This is a genomic window from Dyadobacter sp. 3J3 (genome assembly GCF_009801115.1).
Lineage (GTDB): Bacteria > Bacteroidota > Bacteroidia > Cytophagales > Spirosomataceae > Dyadobacter.
Map to the genome: position 1 here is coordinate 75829 of NZ_VTOL01000012.1, position 20909 is coordinate 96737.

General features: G+C 39.5%; 13 protein-coding genes and 3 tRNA genes. 8 read left to right on the forward strand and 8 right to left on the reverse strand.

The features are described 5' to 3' along the window. The first annotated feature begins 35 nt into the window (after positions 1-35). The gene (locus FZF08_RS23595; protein WP_159474360.1) at positions 36-1523 is read left to right on the forward strand and encodes a capsule assembly Wzi family protein; all 1488 of its coding nucleotides are present in this window, start codon (positions 36-38) and stop codon (positions 1521-1523) included. A gap of 58 nt (positions 1524-1581) precedes the next feature. On the opposite strand, the gene FZF08_RS23600 is transcribed toward FZF08_RS23595, so the two are convergent. Next, positions 1582-1971 (reverse strand): HIT family protein, encoded by a 390-nt coding sequence (locus FZF08_RS23600; RefSeq protein WP_159474363.1) that lies wholly within the window; start codon positions 1969-1971, stop codon positions 1582-1584. A 129-nt stretch (positions 1972-2100) separates the two neighbouring features. On the opposite strand from FZF08_RS23600, the gene FZF08_RS23605 reads away from it, so the two are divergent. Then, positions 2101-2808: a DUF1080 domain-containing protein gene (locus FZF08_RS23605; protein WP_159474366.1), complete on the forward strand. Its 708-nt coding sequence runs from the start codon at positions 2101-2103 to the stop codon at positions 2806-2808. Here the strand turns inward: FZF08_RS23605 and FZF08_RS23610 are convergent. Next, positions 2805-6797 (reverse strand): AAA domain-containing protein, encoded by a 3993-nt coding sequence (locus tag FZF08_RS23610; protein ID WP_159474369.1) that lies wholly within the window; start codon positions 6795-6797, stop codon positions 2805-2807. The genes FZF08_RS23605 and FZF08_RS23610 overlap by 4 nt on opposite strands. Positions 6798-6820: 23 nt before the next feature. Then, positions 6821-7891 carry a TerC/Alx family metal homeostasis membrane protein gene (locus tag FZF08_RS23615; RefSeq protein ID WP_159474392.1) on the reverse strand — a complete coding sequence of 357 codons (1071 nt, stop codon included), beginning with the start codon at positions 7889-7891 and terminating at the stop codon, positions 6821-6823. Between the two features lie 449 nt (positions 7892-8340). Here FZF08_RS23615 and FZF08_RS23620 point away from each other — a divergent pair. The 3 genes from FZF08_RS23620 to FZF08_RS23630 all read left to right on the forward strand — a co-directional run bounded on the left by FZF08_RS23620 (position 8341) and on the right by FZF08_RS23630 (position 11670). After that, positions 8341-8413: transfer RNA gene (locus FZF08_RS23620), tRNA-Gly, on the forward strand. 68 nt (positions 8414-8481) lie between these two features. Then, a tRNA-Leu gene (locus tag FZF08_RS23625) sits at positions 8482-8567 on the forward strand. Between the two features lie 151 nt (positions 8568-8718). Beyond that, a complete protein-coding gene (locus tag FZF08_RS23630) occupies positions 8719-11670 on the forward strand; it encodes a DEAD/DEAH box helicase (protein WP_159474395.1) in 2952 nt (983 codons plus the stop codon). A gap of 91 nt (positions 11671-11761) precedes the next feature. On the opposite strand, the gene FZF08_RS23635 is transcribed toward FZF08_RS23630, so the two are convergent. From FZF08_RS23635 to FZF08_RS23645, 3 genes are all read right to left on the reverse strand, one after another. Further along, a complete protein-coding gene (locus FZF08_RS23635) occupies positions 11762-13057 on the reverse strand; it encodes an adenylosuccinate synthase (protein ID WP_159474398.1) in 1296 nt (431 codons plus the stop codon). Between the two features lie 84 nt (positions 13058-13141). Further along, positions 13142-13645: a Fur family transcriptional regulator gene (locus FZF08_RS23640; RefSeq protein ID WP_137340301.1), complete on the reverse strand. Its 504-nt coding sequence runs from the start codon at positions 13643-13645 to the stop codon at positions 13142-13144. A 162-nt stretch (positions 13646-13807) separates the two neighbouring features. Then, a complete protein-coding gene (locus FZF08_RS23645) occupies positions 13808-16093 on the reverse strand; it encodes a bifunctional (p)ppGpp synthetase/guanosine-3',5'-bis(diphosphate) 3'-pyrophosphohydrolase (RefSeq protein WP_159474401.1) in 2286 nt (761 codons plus the stop codon). A 173-nt stretch (positions 16094-16266) separates the two neighbouring features. Here FZF08_RS23645 and FZF08_RS23650 point away from each other — a divergent pair. Together FZF08_RS23650 and tig are read left to right on the forward strand one after the other, a co-directional pair. After that, positions 16267-16348 (forward strand) — tRNA-Leu (locus tag FZF08_RS23650). A 158-nt stretch (positions 16349-16506) separates the two neighbouring features. Further along, positions 16507-17850: a trigger factor gene (gene tig / locus FZF08_RS23655; RefSeq protein ID WP_159474404.1), complete on the forward strand. Its 1344-nt coding sequence runs from the start codon at positions 16507-16509 to the stop codon at positions 17848-17850. Between the two features lie 463 nt (positions 17851-18313). Here tig and FZF08_RS23660 read toward each other — a convergent pair whose 3' ends face one another. Both FZF08_RS23660 and FZF08_RS23665 read right to left on the reverse strand, forming a co-directional pair. Further along, positions 18314-18754, reverse strand: a complete 441-nt coding sequence (locus FZF08_RS23660; protein ID WP_159474407.1) for a hypothetical protein — start codon at positions 18752-18754, stop codon at positions 18314-18316. A gap of 671 nt (positions 18755-19425) precedes the next feature. Then, positions 19426-19803 (reverse strand): helix-turn-helix domain-containing protein, encoded by a 378-nt coding sequence (locus FZF08_RS23665; RefSeq protein ID WP_159474410.1) that lies wholly within the window; start codon positions 19801-19803, stop codon positions 19426-19428. Positions 19804-20100: 297 nt separating this feature from the next. Between FZF08_RS23665 and FZF08_RS23670 the strand changes: the two genes are divergently transcribed. Further along, positions 20101-20775, forward strand: coding sequence for a ClpP family protease (locus tag FZF08_RS23670; protein ID WP_159474430.1), 675 nt, complete (start codon positions 20101-20103; stop codon positions 20773-20775). The last annotated feature ends 134 nt before the right edge of the window (positions 20776-20909 follow it).

Genomic DNA, 20909 nt, shown 5'->3' on the forward strand with positions numbered 1-20909 from the left:
ATGCCACACTATATAGAAACTTTTGAATTTAGCTTATGAGACCAATTTCCACAATTTTTATTAGTTTTTTTATTTCAACCATTTGTTTCAGAAGCCATTCTCAATCTGTTTCTGATATAAACATATTTTCAGATTCTACTTCTTCATTTGTAGAACTCACCGGATTTGGAAGTTCCACCTCGCGCACACCTTTTTGGATTCAGGCCAACCAGTTTGGTATTGTTCCCCGTGTGAGCCCCGCCGGAAGCGTTCATGCTGGTTTTGATTATTTCCACAGTCTTTCAAATGATGGAACCAACAAATGGAGAATTGGATTTGGTGTCGAGGCGGCAGGGAATATTACCAAACAACAAAATAAATTTTTGCTACCACAGGCATACGGAGCGATCCGGTTTAAAAACTGGGAATTTTCTGTTGGCAGAAAAAAACAATGGGTTGGATTAGCGGACTCAACACTTGGAACCGGATCTTATGCATGGTCTGGAAATGCGATGCCTATTCCTAAAATCCAGATTGGTACAAGGGGATTCGTTGCTGTTCCATTTACAAAAGGATGGGTTTCTTTTAATGGCTTTTACTCTGATGGATTGTTTGAAAATAACCGCCCGATTACCAGCGACCTAAAACTCCACCAAAAGGCTATTTACATTAGACTGGGAAAATCTAATTCCAGACTTAAGTTATATGCAGGAGCCAATCACCAGGTTCAGTGGGGAGGAAAATCGCCTTATTTAACAATCGATGGTAAAATGCCAAGTGGATTTGCAAATTATATTAAAATGGCTACCGGCAGCTTAGGGGTGAAAGGATCAAGCGCTACCTATTTTGATAGTACCAACAGAATAGGTAATCAATTAGGAAGTATAGATTTAGCTATTGAAATAGAAACATTCGGATCAAGTATTTTGATATATAGGCAAACACCATACGAGGACGGTTCAATCTTTTATTTGACCGGGCTTAAAGACGGATTGAATGGACTTCGTATTCGCAGAAAGAATTCATACGGTTCTAATTTTCAAATTATGGAAGGCGTATTTGAATTCCTTTACACTAAGGATCAGGGAGGAGATAATTTCATAATTACAGACGGAAAAAACAGAGGACATGATAATTATTTCAACCATGCTCAGGTCCGTGATGGCTGGTCATATTACTATCGTACAATCGGCACACCCTTTATCACACCAACATCCGATACTAAAGACAGATGGCCAAGTTATGCTGATAGTTTCACCAGTAACAACCGCGTGAGTGTATTTCACATTGGTTTAAAAGGTACTTTAATGCAGAACATTATCTGGACAACAAAATTATCTTATTCGAGTAATTCAGGAACTTATGATGAGCCTTTTGTAGGATCCCCTACTCAATTTTCAGGCCTGTTGACCATGCAGGGCAAGATCAATATTTTTGGTGGAACTATCCTGAAAGGATCTATCGCTGCGGATTTAGGGAAGTTATACGCTGATACGTATGGATTTACTTTGGGTCTCAGAAAAGAAGGGCTTTTAAGTAAATAAAACAGTTCTGATTATAATTAAAAAGGCCATGAAATTATATTTTAATGGCCTTTTTATTTTACATATTACCACGTATCGCTTTCGCCAAATCAGCCAACTCCTGCTGCGATATTTTTATCTTCTTACTAAAATCAGTATCAGCCATACTATTCAACGGAAGCAGGTGAATATGTGCATGCGGAACTTCCAGTCCGATAACGCTCACGCCAATCCGTAGGCACGGCACCGTTTTTTCCAAAGCTGGAACAATGCTTTTTGCAAATAGGAAAAGTCTGGTATAAGTATCATCATCCAGATCAAAAATATAGTCCACTTCTTTCTTGGGTATTACCAACGTATGTCCTTTGACGACAGGGAATGCATCAAGAAAAGCTAAAAACTCGTCATTTTCAGCAATTTTATGAGAAGGTATTTCTCCGCTGATAATTCTTGAAAATATAGTAGCCATTAATTATTTTAGTTTTCGGATCTGACAAAAAATATAAAATGGAATTACTTAAACTTTAATACGATTTTAAGTAATTCCATTCTCAAAAGTACTTAATATTGTGATCCAAACATTTAAAAATAATAGCGCATGAATTTGACAAAATGGCAAGGATTCGGAAAAACAGCCCTTATCGCCTTGTTTTCACTAGCCCTTTTAGGAAACGAAGCACAAGCTCAAAAAGGAAAATGGGTAAAATTATTTGACGGTAAAACGACAACAGGATGGCATAGCTGGCAGGAAACTTCGGTTTTGCCGCAATGGAAAGTTGAAGACGGAGCCATCGTACTTGCTGAAAAAGGTGGAAAAGACCTGGTAACTGATAAAGAATACGGGGATTTCGAATTAGAGATGGACTGGAAAATTAGCGAAGGGGGCAACAGCGGGATTATCTACCATGTGATTGAAGACAAAAAATACTGCTGCCCATATTCAACGGGTCCGGAAATACAGATTTTGGATGACGTTAAACATCCTGACGCAAAAGCAGGAAAAGACGGAAATCACAAATCTGCTTCGTTATACGATATGCTTCCGCCAAGCGATTTCACAGTTACAAAGCCTGCTGGCGAATGGAACAAAGCGAAAATCATCATTAAAAACGGTCATGGTGAAAGCTGGTTGAACGGCAAGAAACTTGTTGAATTCTCAACGATGGGACCTGAGTGGGAAAAGCTTGTTGCTAACAGTAAATTCAAAACATGGGATGGTTTCGGTGTATCTCAAAAAGGCAAAATTGCCTTGCAGGATCATGGAAACAAAGTTTCTTTCAAAAATATCCGTATCAAAGAACTTTAGTCTTCTGACAAATTCATAGATCCGGCCCAAAATTCGCGGCTGTAAATTCGCCTGACCGGCCAGTTTTTCAGTCGTAGCAGAAGGGGTAAATAAGCGTGTGGTTCTTTTGACGATTTACTTCGGTGGTACAAATCATCGTCCGTCAGGATCAGACCTTTATATACCCCTTCTTCTTTGATTGTTAGATCTGAAAAAGGCAGCTCCTTGTGCAGATCAGGTCTCAGTTTAGCAAGTTTATCTTTCAGTAACCAATTTGACCGGAAACGATCCGTTGCAAGTGGCTGTGGCCGGTAATTCCCTTCCGAAACTTGCTGAGCATAATTCAGATATGCTTTTAATAACCGCGGCCCCTCATTTGCTGTCTGCTCCGTTTGCAATTGTTGAGGCCACACACTGGTTACAAAATAAATTTTTTCTCTTGCACGGGTTACAGCCACATTAAGTCTGTTTTCGCCCCCCTGCATATTCAGACTACCAAAATTCATTGTTATTTTCCCATTTTCATCAGGAGCATAACCCATCGAAAAAATGATGATATCCCTTTCATCGCCCTGAACATTTTCAATATTTTTGACAAATAAATCCGGACCTGTCAATTTTTCTCTATCGAGTGTCTCCTGGATAAGCTGTTGCTGGTAAAAATTAAAGGTAACTACTCCGAGCGTTTTGCCGGTCACGCCAAGTTCACGGATAAGTTCTACTACTTTTTCAGCTTCAACCAAATTCATGTTATTTTTCCACACACCATCCGTTTTAACGTAGGAAATCCCTGGCTCCTCTTTGTTTATCAGATTAAAATCAGGCAGCAGTCTTAATGAATTTTTATAAAAATGCTGATTTGAAAACCCGATCAGATCAAGAGAAAGACTACGATAATGTCCTGATAATTGATATTGATCCAGACTTTGGGCAGCCAGATCAAGCAAAGAAACCACTTCGAGTGCTACTGATATCTCATCTTCATCCGGTTTTTCTTCATACCGGACTTTATATAAATCACTTGGAGAAAGTTGCTTTGCATCACCCGTTACTACAACCTGTTTTCCTCGAAATGCCGCTGGCAATCCATATTCAGCATAACATTGCGACGCTTCATCAAAAATAACCAGGTCAAATAAATCCGCCTGCATTGGAAATATCGCAGAAACCGCCTCCGGAGATGCCATCCAGCAGGGAATAAGCGAAAACACATCTTCTGCATAATTTTCCAAAAGCTTACGGATCGGCCATATTTTTCGCTTTTTAGTTACCTGATGATTTAATTCACGATAGGTAACCCGGTTTCCAAGCCTGTTTTTTTCGATATCCTGATAGGTAGCTTCCCGAAGTTTAATACCAGTTATATCCCGGCTCAAATTCTGTTTTTGCTCGATACTACCTTGCAGCTGCTCCTCCCATTGCTGCATTTTAAGTGAAGTGACCGCTCTTAATTCAGGGAATTTATTTTCAATATGCTCAATCCATTCAAGGGAAATACTGTTTTCAAATAATGCCACCCATTGTTCAGAACTTTTATAGTTTGATTTTTGTGCTTTTGAAATAATACGCGTTGCGACGGTTTGTTCATTAGCATTCATTTCAAACATAATTTTGTCCATCTCAACGAGCGAATCAAAATCATTACTTAAAGAAGAAAGTAATTCTCTGCTGTAAAATTCAGGCTGTAAAATCAGTTTTTCAATTTGGATAGGTAACAGAAACGGGCTCATCATTTCTTCCAATCGTCCCCATGATTTAATCCAACCTGATAGCTTTTCGATATTAGCCCGGAAATCATTTAGATTTTCAGATTGTGAGCTTAAATGAATGATTATTTCCTTCCAGGGCTTTAAAACAGAACGTGAAACCGCATCTGCCGCTTTTTCAGCATCCTGAAAAAAGTGAATAAATTGCTGGTCAAACGAAGTATTAAATTCCAGGTATTTTTCTTCAAAATTTAGTAATGGACTTTGGAGCCAGTTTTCCAGTTCTATTCTGTTACGAAGCCTGAGTTCCAGTTTTTCAAGATCTTCGTAAGAAGTCGTCAGGCCATTTTTGGAAGCGGTATCCGTAACCGCCGCTTTTTCGTTACCAAATAAACTCCACCAAATTCCGGAAACCGATGATTGTTTTGCTTCAATTGCCTTTTTCAATTGTGCACGAAAACCGGGGAGTTCGGACTGCTTTAAGTTTGATTCAATTCCATCCTCGGCAAATCCTTCCAGTGAATCTGTCGTCTGACGGATAAATGCCAGTCTTTCAGAACTGTTTTTATCTGAGTCAATATATTTTTTGAAAAGGTCATAAACAACTTCCTTTTGAATTAGCTCAAATATGTCTTCCAGTCTTTCAAGGATTTCGCTTCTATTTTGGGTGTAATCAATTGAAAATGGTCTTCCCGCTATTTTTTCAAATTTACGACTTTGGAGATTATACGCTTCCGGCCAATCCGAGAGCATTTTTTCCATATTCCGTAAATCTCCGATATTATATCTGGCAAAACTTTTTCTGTTATACCAGGCGTGTTCTTTATTAAATCGTAAATAATAACCCGAAAAAGTTTTCAGCCTCCTTTTGAAATCATCCCATTGATCCAGACGAAAAAAACGATAAAGATCTTTTACATCGATAACTTCCGCTTTGCTATTACAGGTCAGATACAATTCTTTCACAGAAACACCACTCTCCGTTTCATCAAATAATGCGCTTCTGAATATATCAAGCTCCGTAACTGTTCGATCAATCTGACGGCTTTCCTGACTGAATTGTCTTTCCAGAAAAACTGCATCCAGACTATAATTTTGCTGACGATATGATTCTACCTGCTCAATCTGCAAAGCAAACTGCCGGTATAAATCTGCTCTGTCATTTTTAAAATCATGAATAAGTGCTACAAAAGGATCCATTCCTACGGTTTTCAAGCGCTTATGAACAACATCCAACGCAGCGCGTTTTTGGCAAACCAGCAGAACACGTTTTCCTTGCGAAGCAAAATCCGCCATTAAATTACAGATCAGCTGAGATTTCCCACTTCCGGGGGGACCTTGAACCACAACAGATTTCCCGGATTTTACGGCGCGAATAATTCCTTCCTGCGATTCATCAATCGCAAAAGGTGTTAATATCTGCTCTTCTCGTAAAATTGGCTGTTGTTCTTTGCTAACTAAATTTGAAATTCCCTGTGGTTGAAAACTTTCATCAATTTCTTCATTGAGCAGAAGCATATTAAACATTTCTTGCTGGGACAATTCCAGCAGCGTAGTATAATCCGGCACAAGGTAGGAACCAGCCTGCGGGAATATACCCAACACCGCTTCCGGATAAAGTTTTAACTCCCCATTTTTTTCCAAAAGCTGCAAATCTGCACTTTTCTGAACATCAAACGGGCTTAACTTATCATCGAAAAGCTGTTGGTTAAAGTTTATTTTTAGAGGCGTTTCTTTAAGCCACTCGTAAAGTTGTGTCCTGAATTCAAGTATATCTTTTGAAAAATCCTCGAATGATTTTTCAAGTATTTCGTCAGAAATTACAGCCTCATTGAAATGGGCATAAGCCAGGGCAAAACTACGGTTGAGTGTGATTCCAATATCATCACGTTCAAACAAACACCACTGCTCCCGGTCAATCCGGAGGGTTACCGGAAAAAACAATAAAGGTGCATGTATAGGCGTGCCGTCCGACAGTTTTCCACGGACAAAAGGGTAACCCACATAAAGATCCCTTGAACCACGCTCCTCTTCTATAAAATTTTCTGTGCGCGCTATTTTTCGCAACCGTTTGCTCACTTCATTTACCTTTTCAAACCGAGGATCTTGTATATCACAAACTGGAATCCGGTTTTTTCGTTGAATCAGGTTTTGAATAAATTCGAAAGATGATTTTCCAAGAAGAAAATCAGTTTCGTTTAAATCCAGAAATTGCTCAGCCGGAAGGCTCGTTAATAAAAGTGACTTGTTGCGCGTACTGAGATTAGTCAGTCGTTTTAAATAAGCTTTAAGGATTCGGTTCATAGATTTAAAACGACCCTTTCGAATTAACTATTGGATGCGATTTCTTTTACTTCTTCTTTTTCGGGAAAAATAACAGAGGCCAGGATACTTACTGCCAGGATTCCGAGAATCACGTAAAGTGAATAAACGGTCTTGAATCCCATTTCTTCAAGTGGAACATGTGCCAGCATTTTCCCACCGATAAAGACAAGAAGAACGCCCAGTCCGTATTTAAGAAAACGAAAAAGTCCCATAATGTTACTTAAAAAGAAGAACATCGAACGAAGCCCCATGATCGCAAAAATGTTTGAAAAGAAAACAACATAAGGATCTTTTGTCACCGAAAAAACGGCAGGAACGGAATCCACAGCAAAGATCAAATCCGTAAATTCAACAATAAGAACAACCACGAAAAGGGGTGTAACGAGCCACTTCCCCTTTTTCTTCACAAAGAAATGTTCGTAGACATAGCGCGGAAAAACTGAGAAATATTTCGAAGCAAACTTTACGACCGGATGTTTGGCAGGGTCAATTGTTTCATCCTCTTCTTTCTGGAAGAAAATTTTACCCCCTTGATAAACAAGCAGTAAACCAAACAAATAAATAATCCATTCAAAACGCTGGATTAAGGCTGAACCTACAAAAATGAATACAAACCGCATTAAAATGGCACCTAGCACACCCCAGAATAATACCTTTTTATAATATTTGGCGCGCACACCAAAAGATGCGAAGATTAGGATTATTACGAAAATATTATCAACCGAAAGTGCATATTCAAGCAAATAGCCAGTTATAAATTCCAGAGACATATTTTTCCGATATATTTCCAGGCTAGCCTCAAAATTTCCGGGTATAAGCGTTAAATGCGGCGCATATTTGGATTGAATTATGGCAAGTTCTTCGTAATTGTTAACACCGTGCACTAAATCGCCATGCGTTTTAATGACCATGTAAAACACGAGTGCCAAAACAATCCAGGCGACTGTCCAGGCAGCAGCTTCCTTAAATTTTACAACATGATCTTTTTTATTAAAAACGCCCAGATCCAAAAGGAGCATAATGCCAATCACTAAAAGGAAACCTCCAAAAAACAGTACTTCGTTCGAAAACATGAAAAATTATATTTTTAAATCCGGACAACGACAGAGATGAGTTATAAAAATGAGGGAAACAAGTCTCCCTTATCGATATTATACAAAGGTAATCAAAATTTGAAGTGCCCGAGGCTATTTGGACAAACGGTTGTAAGTATAATCATTCACCATAAAAATCGATGAAGTATGGTTTAGAGACCTAATAGAAATCCACTTAATTTTAAATTAAATTTTCTGTGGAATATTTCAAATTGGTACCTCAACCCTATATTTAGACCAAAATCGGGATATCAATTCATAATGTTGAATAAAAATTTAAATTTTTATTTTTGCTAACTATTATGATTTACAATTTGTTAATAAATTGTTTCATTTTTTTTCAAAAATATTTTCATCAAACACTTGCGCCGCATAGGTCATATGAATACCTTTGCACCACGTTAATCAAATAACGCACCAGACAACACGCAGAAGTAGCTCAGCTGGTAGAGCGCAACCTTGCCAAGGTTGAGGTCGCGAGTTCGAACCTCGTCTTCTGCTCAGAGATATCAAGCACCGGAAACGGTGCTTTTTCTCATAAAAACCGACAAACTTGTTTGAAGGTTGATGCCAGGGTGGTGGAACTGGTAGACACGCAGGACTTAAAATCCTGTGAGCTGTAAGGCTCGTACGGGTTCGATTCCCGTCCCCGGTACATCACACGTAAAAAAGACTTCCCAAAAGGAAGTCTTTTTTTTGCCCCCTCTTTAACCTATATTTGATATTTTTCAAATCCCAACGAAGCGAACTATCTCGTGAATGGATAATTTTCGAACGCTGCATCATCGTTTTGCGAAACAAATGTCATGAAAGTATCTACTTCTGAACCCTTTAAGATCATATATTCCATTCTGGATCACGAATATCTTGGCTATATATTCGAATCTTTTGTGGTTCAATTAAACAGCCAGGGAGATTTTTCCTTTCAGATACAAAACATTTCTTCTAAAAATATAGAGGAATTCGGCGCAGGGCTCGACGCAACGGATTTTGAACTGGTAGGCCTGGTAGATGATATTCAGCAGGATACTATTTTAAGGAAATTCAATACAAAAAAACTTTCCACCGTCGATTTTTTTCTGAAAATATATGATCCTCAGAAAGGTGATAAAGTAATACAGGAAGCGATCACAGCGTATCTTGAAAATAGTAAAGCACGGATTCTGGAAAAACTTTCGGGCAAGGACATTTTTATTATGGGCAGCGATGGAAATCCTCTCTGGAAGGCTGTGGAATGGGAAAAAGAAAAAGCTACTATCCGCTTTTATTTCATGCGCAATGAAGACAACACCCACTATTTCCCTACCATCCGTCATCAACAAAAGAAGCTCGATTTTCAATATAAAAACGCCATTATTCTTTGTGAGGAGCCTGCCTGGCTGGTGGTGGACGGGCATTTATATCATTTTGAAGGAAATGTAGATGGCAAAAAAATAAAACCTTTTCTGGCAAAAAAATTTATTGCCATTCCCCGTAAAATGGAAGAGCAGTATTATGAGCGTTTTGTAGCACCACTCATCGCTTCTTACGACGTTATTTCTAAGGGTTTTGATATAAGAAATATTTCAACCGTCCCTAAACCAATTCTTACTATTGCAGATGTAAGTATTAAAGGAAAAACCGCTCCTGCTTTATTATTTGCAGAGGCGGGCACAGAGGATTCAACCCAAAATGATACAGAAGATGGTGAAGTATCTTTGGGAATAGCATTTCAATATGGGCACTATACTTTCGCCTTTGACAGCCTTGCTGGCCCATCCAGTGTTTTTATCGATAAGAAAGAAGAAAATTACACTTTTTATAAAGTAAAACGTGACACTATCGCCGAACGCCACAATCTAAATCAGCTTAAAGAATGGGGCCTTGGGATAAAAGAAGGTCAGGTTTTGATGCCAAAATCAGAAGCTTTCGGCTGGCTTCAAAGTAAGGCCAAAACATTAGCAGAACACGGTTTTATTCTTCGTCAGAATAATGCAGACGCCAAAAGATATTTTCTCGGATACTCATCTTTGGATGTTTCTATTGAAGAAGGACGCGATTGGTTTGATATCAACGCGAAAGTTCAATTCGGTGAATTTGAAATTCCTTTTATCCAATTAAGAAATTATATTCTTCATCAAAAAAAGGAATTTACACTCCCAAATGGTGAAATCGCAGTAATTCCGGAATGGTGGTTTACAAAATATTCCGAGCTGTTTGCTTTTTCGGAGCATGATCAAAATACCGATGGAATCAGGTTGCGCATGCACCATTTGGCACTGGTACAGGAATTAAAAGAAGAAAATCTGGCAACAGCTATTATCAGCCATAAACTTGAAAGACTTCGGGATTTCAACCAGATTGATGCCAGCGAAGCTCCTAAACATTTCAAAGGAACACTTCGTCCATATCAAAAAGCAGGTTATGATTGGCTGCAATTTTTAAATCAATATCGATTTGGCGGATGTCTGGCGGATGATATGGGTTTAGGGAAAACCGTGCAAACCTTAGCTTTACTACAATCACAAAAAGAAGCCGGAATTAAGGAGCCATCTCTTTTGATCATGCCGACTTCCTTATTATACAACTGGGCGCTGGAAGCAAAAAGATTCACGCCGAAGTTAAAAGTAATGCTTTACACGGGTACTTACAGGGAAAAAGACACCAAACAGTTTGAAGGTTTTGATTTGGTGTTGACATCGTATGGAATTGTCAGACTTGATATTGAACTTATACAATCATTCCGGTTTAATTATGTCATTCTGGATGAATCGCAGGCGATTAAAAATCCAACTTCGATCATTACAAAAGCCGTTAGAAAGCTAAATTCTGCAAACCGGTTAATATTGACTGGTACCCCGATTGAAAATAACACGATGGATCTATGGTCCCAGATGTCATTTGTAAATCCGGGACTTTTAGGAAGCCAGACCTATTTCCGGGATGAATTTCAAATTCCGATTGAAAAGAAAAACGATGAAGAAAAATCCAAACGCCTTTATAATCTGATAAAACCATTTATTCTTCGCCGGCATAAATCGCAGGTAGCAACGGACCTTCCTGCGAAAGTGGAAAGTATCCAGTACTGTGAAATGTCGCAGGAGCAGGAAAAGGCATACGAGGAAGCAAAGGCGTATTATAGGAATCTAATTTTACAAAGTATTGATTCGGACGGGATAAATAAATCTCAGCTTGTTGTACTTCAAGGTCTTACCAAGTTGAGACAACTGGCGAATCATCCAAAAATGGTTGATCCTGAATACACAGACGGTTCCGGAAAGTTTGAAGATGTAATTCATAAAATGGAAACGGCCATTAGTGAAAATCATAAAATCTTGATTTTCAGCCAGTACATTAAACACCTCGATCTATTCCGTACTTATCTCGATAAAGGAAACATTACCTACGCTTACCTTGATGGCTCTACCAAAGACCGTCAGGCAGAAGTTGAAAATTTTCAAAATAATGAAAGCGTTAAAATATTCCTGATTTCCCTAAAAGCCGGTGGTTTAGGATTAAATCTTACAGCTGCTGATTATGTATTTATCTTAGATCCCTGGTGGAATCCTGCTATTGAAGCACAGGCCGTGGACAGAGCACACCGAATTGGCCAGGACAGAACTGTTTTCACTTACAAGTTTATTACGAAAAATTCGGTTGAAGAAAAGATTCTGGCTTTACAGAAAACCAAGAAACAGCTGGCAGATGATTTGATTTCGAATGAAGATGGATTCATTAAATCGCTTTCGAGAGAAGATGTACTTTCTCTTTTAGACTAACCGGGTCAAATTATTTATGATACTTAAAAACTAAAAACCGCTTGAAACATGACGTTTCAAGCGGTTTTTAGTTAACTCCTATATTTTTATCTCAGTTCAAAAGAGCCGTAGTTTCACGTGTAATTAACGCTTCGCGATCAGGACCTGTTGAAATAAATGTAATTGGCAATCCAAGTTCTGCTTCAAGGAATTTCACATAAGCCATCAATTGCTCAGGAATCGCATCAAAATCACGAATTCCATCAAGCGACTGCTGCCACCCTGCGAAATCTTTGTAAACCGGCTCAACGGTATCATCACACAAATCGTATGGAAGCTGATCTGTCAAAGTTCCGTCTGGCAAACGATACTGCGTGCAAATACGAATTGTGTCAAAAATCGTCAAAACGTCAACTTTCATCATGATCAGCTGCGTTACGCCGTTGATCATAATCGCATATTTCAAAGCAGGCAAATCCAACCATCCACAACGACGCGGACGACCAGTTGTAGCTCCGAATTCACGACCCTCCTGTCTCATTTTCTCACCCGTTTCTTCGAGTAATTCTGTTGGAAAAGGACCGCTTCCTACACGTGTACAATAAGCTTTGAAAATACCAAAAACTTCTCCAACAGCGCTTGGTGCAATACCAAGACCAGTACAAGCACCGGCAGCCATTGTTGTAGAACTCGTAACAAAAGGATATGAACCGAAATCGATATCAAGCAAAGAACCTTGTGCTCCTTCTGCCAAAACTGTTTTTCCTTCTGCAATCGCTTCGTTAATAACATACTCGCTATCAACCATTGTAAATTGCTTCATGAATTCAATCGCAGCAAAGAAATTTTCTTCCGACTGAGGAAGTACCGCAGCGTAATCGAAAGAATAAAAGTCAAGGATAACTTTATGCGCATCAACCAATTTCTTGTACTTATCAGCAAAATTCGGAGACAAAACGTCACCAACACGCAATCCAAGACGAGCTACTTTATCCTGATAAGCTGGCCCGATTCCACGTAAAGTTGAACCAATTTTTGAATCCCCTTTTGAACGTTCGTAAGCGGCATCAAGCAACGCATGCGTTGGCAGAATTAATGATGCTTTTTTAGAAACGAATAAATTACCAACTAAATCAAGATTGTATTTAGCTAAATTATCAATTTCTCTTTTGAAAACAATTGCATCCAGAACAACACCGTTTCCGATTATATTCTGAATATCACTACGGAAGATACCGGATGGAATCTGGTGCAAAACATGCTTAATACCATCAAATTCCAAAGTATGTCCTGCATTAGGACCGCCCTGGAATCTTGCTACTACCTGATAGCGTGGTGCAAGTACATCCACGATTTTACCCTTACCTTCATCTCCCCACTGGAGACCAAGCAATACGTCAACTTTCATCCAATAAATGGTTATTAAAAACTATTATTTGCTAAAATGATAAGGCGTAACAAACCATAAAATGTCTGTTACGCCTCATCGATACTATTCTCTTATTTCGTGTCCGACAGCGACTTCTTCATGTTCCTTTCTGTTCTGGCAATTCTCCTTTGTGCAGTTGCCATAAAAAATAAGGGAATGATGCAGTACACTGAAATTTAGCATTTCACCCACCATATTCTGGATGGACTGAATTCTCGGATCACAAAACTCCATTACTTTGTGACAGTCCGTACAAATCAAATGATCATGCTGCTTGTTTCCGTACGATTTTTCAAATTGTGCAAGGTTCTTTCCGAACTGATGTTTGGTTACCAAATCACAATCTACAAGTACGTCTAACGTATTATACACCGTTGCCCTACTCACACGATAACGTTTGTTTTTCATGCTGATGTAAAGCTCATCCACATCGAAGTGGTCTTCACGTGTATAGATTTCTTCCAATATCGCAAACCTTTCAGGGGTCTTGCGAAGTCCTTTATTTTCTAGGTAAGCCGTCAGAATTTTCTTGGCGGCTTCAAAATTTGGTTTGCTGGCTTGTGGCATATCTTTTGAAAATCTTGCGCAAATTACGTGCTTTTTTTCTTAAATCACAGTAGTAATTATGCTGCGGTTGTCATTTGAAGCTTTCAGGTATTGCCCGTTACCGGGTCAATACTATTATATAAACCAATTGATTAACAAGTCAAACGAATAATGGTTCAATATTTAGATGCTTCCTGTCAGGTTCGTATCAAACCTTTGTACATTATAAACTCCCTCAACCTGCTCCAACTTACTGATCAGAATATCCAAATGGCGTGTATCCTGAACGTAAAGCCTGATATCACCATTGAAAACACCATCTTTGGTATCAATCGTAAGCCCACGCATGTTGATATGCAGTTCATTGGAAATGATCCTGGTAACGTCGTTTATCAGTCCTACCCGGTCCGTCCCTGAAATATATAAACCAGCCAAAAACGCTTCGTCCTTGTTCGATTCCCATTTTGCTTTGATGATCCTGTTCCCATGTTTGGACATTAATTCGGCCGCATTCGGACAGGTCGTTCTATGAATTTTGATACCTTCGTTAATCGTCACAAATCCAAAAACGTCATCTCCGGCGATCGGATTACAGCAGGGAGCGAGTTTGTAGTCAATTTTATCCATATCATCCCCTATCAACAGCGTATCACTGTCGGCACGGTCGCCATGAATATTTTTCAGAAGCTTGGTGTAAGTTTTACCATCAGCTCCTTCAATTGGTGGAATGACGGTATTCGTTACTGCTTTTCTTTCCTTCGCTTCTTTATCACGCTTGAATCGTTTTAATTCGTCAAGCTGGACATATCCTTTTCCAATTTTATAAAAGAAATCCGCCGCCGTTTTACTTTCAAAAAATGCCCGTAGCTGGTTCACAACTTCCGCGGTCAACTCAATACCAAGCACTTTAAGCTTCCTTTCCACCATCTGACGACCGTCTGTTTCATAATGACGGTTGTCTTCTTTCAGGAAATCCTTTATTCTGGCGCGGGCTTTCGAAGTCCGTACTACCCGAAGCCAGTCTTCGGTAGGTTTTTGTTTATTTGAGGTGATAATTTCAATCTGATCCCCATTACTTAACACGTAACTAATTGGAACCAAGATCCCTCCTACCTTTGCAGCCATACAATGCACGCCCACTTCGGAATGTATGTCAAAAGCGAAATCCAGCGCCGTAGCACCGCTTTGCAATACTTTCAGTTCTCCTTTTGGGGTGAAAACAAAAACTTCTTCATTAAAAAGATTCGTCCTGAATTCATCCAGAAACTCGATCGCAGCAGTTTTATCGCCGGAACCCGTTTCCAGTGTTTCCCTTACCTGGCTGATCCAATGTTCAATATTTCCACGGACCTTGGTATCATTTCCTTTGTATTTCCAATGCGCCGCATAGCCTTTTTCCGCAATTTCGTCCATGCGCGAAGTTCGGATCTGCACTTCAACCCACTGTCCGCTTTTACTCATAACAGTGGAGTGAAGCGACTGATAGCCATTCGCACGTGGGGTACTAAGGAAATCTTTCAGCCTGTCCGGATTGGGTTTGTAATGATCTGTAACGATGGAATACGCCTGCCAGCAAAGTGCTTTTTCACGGTCACCCTCCTGCGGAGATTCCAAAACAATACGGATTGCGAATAAATCATATATTTCTTCGAAAGGTTTATTCTGCTTTCGCATTTTATTCCAGATCGAATAAATCGATTTGGGACGTCCTTTGATGATATAATTCAATCCCGCTTTTTCAAGATCTTCCGCAATCGGCTCGGTGAACTTCGAAATAAAACGATCACGAGAACTTTTGGTTTCTCTCAGTTTCCTGGAAATCGCGCGGTATTCCTGAGGCTCGGTATATTTCAGATATAATTCTTCCAACTCAGACTTGATACTGTAAAGTCCAAGTCTGTGTGCAAGCGGGGCATAAATGAAAATAGTTTCCGATGCGATTTTCAATTGCTTGTCGCGCGGCATACTGTCAAGTGTCCGCATGTTATGCAAACGGTCCGCCAGTTTTACCAGAATTACACGAACATCATCCGAAAGTGTAAGCAGCATTTTCCGAAAATTTTCGGCCTGCTGTGAAGTTCCGTATTCAAACCTTCCTGAAATTTTGGTAAGTCCGTCAATAATTTTCGCAACTTTCTTTCCAAATAACCTGTCAATATCTTCAATACGCATATCCGTATCCTCGACCACATCATGTAATAATGCGGAAACGATGCCGGTCGTACCCAATCCAATCTCCTCAACTACAATTTGTGCTACTGCAAGCGGATGATAAATGTACGGTTCACCTGACCGGCGGCGCATGTCTTTATGCGCCTCGACAGATGTATAAAAGGCTTTCTTGATTAATTTTGCATCATTGTCCTTCAAAAACGGCTTGGCTGTTCGTAACAACCTGCGATATTTTTTGAGGATATCCTTACGCTCCTGCTCCAGATCTATGTTCAGGGTTTCAACGAATTGCTCCAATGCTTAATAGTAATTAGTACGCTTCACCAAAATAACAAATTTTAGCGAGATTATTCAATAAAATAATTTTTTCAAAAATATTTTTCTAAAAGTTTGCATATCTAAAACAAACTTTGCTACCTTTGCACTCCCAACCAACGACAAGGGTTGAAGGAAGGGACGAAAAAATAAGAGCGGGCGTGGCGGAACTGGTAGACGTGCTAGACTTAGGATCTAGTGCCGCAAGGCGTGGGGGTTCGATTCCCTCCGCCCGTACAACTAACAAGGGACTGACGGGGCGTCATATTTCCTATCTGAAATAAGAAGATGAACTGCTCCGAATTAACCCGTCAAATGCCCTCAGGACACTGTTTTGAGGGCATTTTTGTTTTGCGTTTTATCTAAAAAAAGCACATTTACTAATAGCAATAAGCATGGAAGTTTTATTAGAGAAGAATTCGCCAACATTGGCCTCTCTTAAAGTTACGCTAACCAAAGATGATTATCAGCCAAAAGTTGATAAGTCTATCAAGGATTATTCGAAACGTGTGAATTTAAAAGGCTTTCGTCCTGGCAAAGTACCGTCCCATGTAATCCAGCGCATGTATGGAAAAAGCATATTGGTTGACGAAGTGAACAGTCTTTTGAGCAATGCAGTAAGCACTTATATCCGCGAAAATAAATTACAGGTTGTTGGGGATCCTATTCCTAACCGCGAAAAAGCAGAAGAAGCTAACTGGGACAAACCAGGCGATTTCGAATTTAGCTACGACCTTGGTGTTGCGACTGATTTCGAAGTTAATCTTTCTGAAATTCCAGCTGTAAAACGTTATACGATCCAAACTGACGAAAACGAGCTGACAAAAACAGTTGACAGTCTTCGTGAAAGATTCTCTGACAGCACGCACCCGGAAGTTAGTGAATTGGGTGATATGATTTTTGGTGAATTGAAACAGGAATCTTCTGAATTTACAACACGTACTGCTATTCCTACAAAACAGGTTGCAGAAGAAAATCAGGCTAAATTCTTAGGCTTGAAAAAAGATGACGTTGTAACTTTTGATATTCAAAATACTTTTGCTGACCAGGCTGCGATTGCGCATGTTACTGGTAAGAAAAAAGAAGATATTGGTGAACTTTCAGGTGATTTCACTTTGATCGTTGAAGATATCACGCGTTCAGCACCGGGAGAAGTTAACCAGGAGTTTTTTGATAAAGTACTTGGACCAGGTGTTGCTGACAGCGAAGAAGTTTTCAATGAAAAAGTTACGGAGGTAATTAAAGGAAACTACGAGCGCGAAACAGAAGCATTACTTCGTCGCGATCTTGAAACGGCTTTGCTTGATTCAATCCAAATTGATCTTCCTGGGGATTTCCTAAAAGATTGGCTGGAACGTACCAACGAAGGCAAATTTACACGTGAGCAAATTGAAGAACAATTCGAAGATTTCCAGAAATCATTGAAATTGAGTTTGATCAAAAATAAAATTGCTGATTCTCAGGGTGTGAAAGTTGAATATCCTGAAATCCTTGAATTTACAAAACAAATGGTTCGCGGACAATTTGGAATGTACGGTGATGATGACAGCATGGGCGACACAATTGACCGTGTTGCGGCTGGTTACCTTGCAGACAAAGAACGCGATAACTATTCTCAGATTTTCAATCAGGTTTTTGATAACAAAATCATCGATATCGTTCGCAGCCAGGTTGCTACGGATGAGCAAACTATCGATGTTGCTGAGTTCGAAAAACTTGCAAAAGGTGAAGTTGCTTAGTTTTTAAGTATTTCATTTTGATAAAATAAACGAGGTCAGCTTTTTCGAAAGTTGACCTCGTTTGTTTTATGACTATAATTCACGTTGGTAAAGCTGCCGTGGAAAGTTAGAGCTTAAAAGGAAAAGAACAATCGCTGCACCCGGCGCCCACAGGATCCGGAACAAATGTGAAAGGTAATTTAGTCTCACTAACTTACGGCAATTATTAAAACGATATTTTGATTTGTGAGATGACAATTTGATACAGTTTTTGAATCATCTTTGAGCAGTCAAATCACGGCCGGCTCCGGTATTAGGAAACGGACGTTTCTGAGACAATGTAGGCGTCCAGAGACGACAGGCATACGAGATTCAGAGTCCAAAAACCGGGTGTGCCCCTCCCATTCAGACGGTTCGAATTAGATTTTCAGCATACCTCTCCAGTAGTCAATACCTAAATTGATACAAAAGTGATCATTAGGCCTCAGTCGAAATACACCGAGAAAGGCAACGTGAAACGATACGGAATCCGCACGCCATTTGCCGTGCCGGGAGTCCATTCAGGAATTCGGTCGAAGACGCGGTCCATTTCGATCCGGATGTCGTTCTGAACTTGCCGAAGATGGCTGACGGAAATTCGCTTTGCCCGGAATTTCATTCTGGTAAAATTAATACTGTCGATCTCAGGAACGCCTTCGGTGTCTACCGTAAAATGAATGTCAAAAACACCTTCGTAAGAATACTTGTTAACCGAGAGCGGTATTCTGAAATGGCGGTTCACCGTTTTGATAAATTCATTCCCGCCTTCCGGGTACTGAGCCGGAATCGAGTCAGTTGCGCCGGCACGATTAGCCGCAATAAATTCTTGGGAAAAAGATAGATTTGAAATCAAACACAGAACTACAAAAACAAAACTTCTGAACATTTTTAGAGGGTTGTTAGCGATTGCCGCCATTCATAAAAAGCAATATTCGCTCAAAGATAGAAATTTATGTTTTTGGGTACAACTCATAAACAGCGCCTACGGCAGGGAAATTATTCCATCTTGCAGTTGTGGATTGGGATCCTGGTGCTTCAGAGCAACTAGCCTGGCCAATGAGAGCCAGAAAATAATGAGGGGCACTATGCGAATTTTCATATAGAGCTTATTTATGATTCAGAGACACTTAAACGAGATAAAAGGTGTATCCATTACAAGTGATAGATCTCAATTGGCCCCTTTTAAAACAACTCACCCTAAAGTAACTTCGGATCCAGAACATAATGAGAAAGTCCCATCTCCTTGTACTATATCAAGAACTTTTACAAACCGCTGCTGGCCTCTTGTTCTGTGTTTTGTTATTTAACATAAAAAGGGTTACGAAACTTTTTGAGATGAATTCAATTTAATTTCTCCGGGCTGGACTTTTTCTCGCATTGCCGTTTGTCCTTCAATGCCTTCTTGATCGTTTCCGGAATCGGCTTATCAAATTTTATATGCTTTTCCATTTAAAATCGTGGTTAGCTTTTTTAAGACACAAATTTATTTTTTACACAAACTGGTTATCAATTTAAGTATGAAATATAATTTATTCCTAAAAAGCATAAACGCCTAACTCAAAAACCAATCGGCTCCCGATGCTGTTGCACCTGTCTCCCAATTTCCAAAGTCACCAGAGACCCGAATCTTTTTTTCCACAGATCCAGCTCATTTTGCAGTTTGCCGTTAGTCGATAGTAATCTTTCATTTTCCTGACGCAGCCATTCTGTTTCTGAAAGCGTTTTTGATTCAAAACCCAGCAATTCAGGTAATGAAACATCCAGCAGTTTTGCAATATTTTCAAGACGGGAAAATGAAAGTTCGGTTCTCCCCCTTTCCATATCACCATAAGCGGTTGTTGAAAGTCCAAGCATGTCTGCCATGTTTTCCTGTGACAAATCTTTTTGCAGACGCAGCTGCCGTATTTTTTCGGATGGAGTGTTCGTATTGTTCATAGTCTGATCGACAGAATAAATTTTAATACTGATTTTCTGAAAGACTAAATTTTACTCGTATTATTGGCTTTTTACTGATAACAATTGCAAGTTAAAAAGCATTCAATGAATAGCTTCTCGCAATTTTCGATAAATTATAACCGAAACAGACAAGGATTATTCATGGAAATAATCAATTTTGTGAAGGACAAAGAAACAAATCAGCTTTTTCATATTCGAAACTAAGCGGTGCAGCTTTTTGTTCTTTAAAAGATGTACTCTATCCAATACATATTATTTTTAAATTAAAGTTTATTCATGAATCACGGAAATGAATTTAGAAAATATGCCGTTCACCATCTTGGGATGAGTGGCCTTACAGTTGACGGTTTAATGAACCACACTGTTGAAAACATGACCCGTTCGGTAATTGAAGAGCGTCCGATGAACTTTCGTGAAGTGGATGTATTTTCAAGATTAATGGCGGATCGTATCATCTTTATGGGAACAGGTGTTGATGATAATATTGCCAATATAGTTGTTGCACAATTGCTTTTCCTGGAATCTGCTGATCCTAAGAAAGATATCCTGATGTATATTAATAGCCCTGGAGGATCTGTTTATGCAGGTTTGGGAATTTATGATACGATGCAGTATGTTCGTCCGGACGTTGCTACGGTTTGTACAAGCCTTGCCGCTTCCATGGGTGCCGTATTACTTGCAGGTGGCGCAGCAGGAAAACGTTCTGCACTTCCTCATGCGCGCGTTATGATTCACCAGCCATCAGGTGGAGCACAGGGTACTTCGGTTGATATCGAAATTACAACCCGTGAAATCGTAAAACTACGTCATGAATTATATGATATTCTGGCGCAGCATACAGGGCAAACTGTTGAACAAATCGGTATCGATTCTGACCGTGACAAATGGTTACGTGCTTACGAAGCAAAGGAATACGGACTTATCGACGAAGTTTTAACACGCGATAAATAAGTTTTTAAAATATCTTATTAAGAAAAACCACCCGTTAAGTAATTTTCGGGTGGTTTTTCTTTTATGGTGCCAACTGGAATTTTGTAACAAGTTTAAAAAGCCCGAACTTTACGAAATCATTATATTTCATTTCG

Excerpts from the sequence above, each read along its gene's own strand:
- FZF08_RS23595 (WP_159474360.1), top strand. The coding sequence starts at position 36 with ATGAGACCAATTTCCACAATTTTTATTAGTTTTTTTATTTCAACCATT.
- FZF08_RS23600 (WP_159474363.1), bottom strand. The coding sequence starts at position 1,971 with ATGGCTACTATATTTTCAAGAATTATCAGCGGAGAAATACCTTCTCAT.
- FZF08_RS23605 (WP_159474366.1), top strand. The coding sequence starts at position 2,101 with ATGAATTTGACAAAATGGCAAGGATTCGGAAAAACAGCCCTTATCGCC.
- FZF08_RS23610 (WP_159474369.1), bottom strand. The coding sequence starts at position 6,797 with ATGAACCGAATCCTTAAAGCTTATTTAAAACGACTGACTAATCTCAGT.
- FZF08_RS23615 (WP_159474392.1), bottom strand. The coding sequence starts at position 7,891 with ATGTTTTCGAACGAAGTACTGTTTTTTGGAGGTTTCCTTTTAGTGATT.
- FZF08_RS23630 (WP_159474395.1), top strand. The coding sequence starts at position 8,719 with ATGAAAGTATCTACTTCTGAACCCTTTAAGATCATATATTCCATTCTG.
- FZF08_RS23635 (WP_159474398.1), bottom strand. The coding sequence starts at position 13,057 with ATGAAAGTTGACGTATTGCTTGGTCTCCAGTGGGGAGATGAAGGTAAG.
- FZF08_RS23640 (WP_137340301.1), bottom strand. The coding sequence starts at position 13,645 with ATGCCACAAGCCAGCAAACCAAATTTTGAAGCCGCCAAGAAAATTCTG.
- tig (WP_159474404.1), top strand. The coding sequence starts at position 16,507 with ATGGAAGTTTTATTAGAGAAGAATTCGCCAACATTGGCCTCTCTTAAA.
- FZF08_RS23660 (WP_159474407.1), bottom strand. The coding sequence starts at position 18,754 with ATGTTCAGAAGTTTTGTTTTTGTAGTTCTGTGTTTGATTTCAAATCTA.
- FZF08_RS23665 (WP_159474410.1), bottom strand. The coding sequence starts at position 19,803 with ATGAACAATACGAACACTCCATCCGAAAAAATACGGCAGCTGCGTCTG.
- FZF08_RS23670 (WP_159474430.1), top strand. The coding sequence starts at position 20,101 with ATGAATCACGGAAATGAATTTAGAAAATATGCCGTTCACCATCTTGGG.